Source organism: Marinobacter sp. MBR-105 (assembly GCF_053628895.1).
In genome coordinates, this window is the sequence record NZ_JBRJHG010000043.1 from 1 (window position 1) to 2,601 (window position 2,601).

Here is a 2,601-nt window from a genome sequence, read left to right on the forward strand (position 1 = left end):
TAATGCGTATTCCAGACCAAGGTTGCCACTGATTCCAGACGAAGCCTGCCACCCATTCCACGCGAAAGCTGCCACTGATTCCACGGCAAAGCTGCCACCCCGGCAGGCTGCCTGAACCGCCATTAAAATCGTCCGGCGCGGGATAACTTAACGGTACTCTGATCCTTTTCATCCGGAGAAGGCCAGATGCCCGCGAAGAGGTTATCCATGCGTAAAATTAGAGAAGTCCTTCGTCTCAAATGGGAACGAGGGCTGAGCAACCGCCAGATTGCGGCGGCCTGTGGCGTTAGTCGTCCCACCGTGAGCGAATACCTGCGCCGCACTGTTGAGGCCGGTCTGAGCTGGCCGTTGCCAGCGGATCTGGACGAGGCCCATCTGGAGCAGTTGCTGTTCCCACCACCACCGGACCTGCCGGCGCAGGCCAGAGGTATACCCGACTGGTCACACATCCGCGACGAACTCACGGGCAAGAATGTCACCCTGTTCCTGCTCTGGCAGGAGTACCGGCAAGCCAACCCGGATGGTTATCAGTACAGCTGGTTCTGCGAGCACTACCGGGCCTGGCGGGGCAAGCTGGATCTGGTGATGCGCCAGGACCATCGGGCCGGTGAGAAGCTGTTCGTGGACTATGCCGGCCAGACCGTGCCCATCATTGACCGCACCACCGGAGAAATCCACGAGGCACAGGTCTTTGTGGCGGTGATGGGCGCATCCAATTACACCTACGCCGAAGCCACCTGGAGCCAGACATTGCCGGACTGGATCGGCTCTCACACCCGGGCCTTCCAATACCTGAAGGGAGTGCCGGAGTTAGTGGTCCCCGACAATTTGAAATCGGGTGTTACCAAGGCTCACCGGTACGAGCCGGACCTCAACCCAACCTATCAGGACATGGCCGCCCATTACGGGATCGCCATTGTTCCCACACGTGCCCGCAAACCCCGGGACAAGGCCAAGGTGGAAGGGGGCGTGCTGATCGTCGAGCGCTGGATACTGGCGGCATTGCGCCATCGCCAGCACTTCTCACTGGGGCAACTCAACGCCACCATCCGTGAGCTGCTGGAGAGGCTGAACACCCGACCCTTCCGCAAGCTGCCCGGCTGCCGGCGCGCCCACTTCGAACAGTTGGACAAACCGGTGCTACAGCCATTGCCCGCAGAGCCTTATGTTTACGCGGAGTGGAAAAAAGCCCGGGTCCACGTTGACTACCACGTGGCCATCGATGGTCACTATTACTCAGTGCCCTACACCCTGATCAATAAAGAGGTGGAGGTCCGTATCACCCACAACACCATCGAATGCTTTTACCGGGGCAACCGGATCGCCAGCCACCGGCGCTCCGACCAGAAGGGACGGCACACCACCATCGCCGCGCACATGCCCGAATCCCATCGCCAGGCTGGCGAGTGGTCGCCGGAAAGGCTGATCGGCTGGGCAGCCAAGACCGGACCGGCGACGGAGAAGCTTATCCGCACCGCACTGGGTGCCCGTAAACACCCACAGCAGGCTTACCGTTCGTGCCTCGGCATTCTCCGGTTGGGGCAGAGCTACGGCGAGTCGCGGCTGGAGGCCGCCTGCCAGCGCGCCCTGATGCTGGGCAGCTGCCGGTACAAGAGCATTGAATCCATCCTCAAACACCGTCTGGATCAACAGCCCCTGGAAGAGCAACAGGAACTGGCCTTGCCCGACACCCACGACAACATCCGTGGCCCCGCCTACTACCACTGAAGGATCTCTGACATGCTGAAACATCCCACACTGGACAAGCTCCACGCCCTCAAACTGACCGGCATGGCCGCCGCCCTGGCGGATCAGTCGGCCACCCCCGACATCACCGACCTGAGCTTCGAAGAGCGTCTCGGACTGCTCGTGGATCGGGAGATGACGGAACGTGACAACCGTCGCATGACCAGCCGGTTGCGCCGGGCCAAACTCCGACACACGGCCATCCTCGAAGACCTGGATTACCGGCACTCACGCGGTCTGGACAAAGGGTTGGTTCAGTCCTTGGCCGGTTGCCAATGGGTGAAAGAGCATCTGAACGTGCTCATCACCGGCCCCACCGGGGTTGGCAAAACCTGGTTGGCCTGTGCCTTAGCACACAAAGCCTGCCGCGAAGGCTACACCGCTCAGTACGTGCGCCTGACTCGACTGTTGCGGGAGCTGACCATTGCCAAGGGCGACGGCCAGTACGCCAAGCTGCTGACCAACCTCGCCAAAGTGGATGTGCTGATCCTGGATGACTGGGGGCTGATGAAGCTGAGTGCGGAGAACCGAAGAGACTTGCTGGAGGTACTGGAAGACCGACATGGCAGGCGCTCCACCATTGCCACCAGCCAACTACCCATCGAAGAATGGCATGGCGTAATCGGCGACGCCACTCTAGCAGATGCCATCCTGGACCGGCTCGTTCACAACGCCTACAAGATCAATCTGAGGGGCGAATCCATGCGAAAACAGCAATCAAAGTTGACGGGCACTGAGACTTCGGAGTAAGAAGAGAAACCCCGCGTCGCTACGCTCCGATGGGTGGCAGCCTTGCTCCGGTCCGGGTGGCAGGCTTCACGTGGAATGGGTGGCAACCTTCAGCGGTTTACGCAC

At 60.7% G+C, this 2,601-nt stretch carries 2 protein-coding genes; both read left to right on the forward strand.

From position 1 onward, the window contains the following. The first annotated feature begins 186 nt into the window (after positions 1-186). Positions 187-1,728: an IS21 family transposase gene (gene istA, locus ACSSVV_RS20835; RefSeq protein WP_354449528.1), complete on the forward strand. Its 1,542-nt coding sequence runs from the start codon at positions 187-189 to the stop codon at positions 1,726-1,728. 12 nt (positions 1,729-1,740) lie between these two features. Further along, entirely contained in the window at positions 1,741-2,496 is a 756-nt protein-coding gene (gene istB / locus ACSSVV_RS20840; protein ID WP_354449527.1) for an IS21-like element ISSpu5 family helper ATPase IstB, read from the forward strand. Positions 2,497-2,601: the final 105 nt, after the last annotated feature.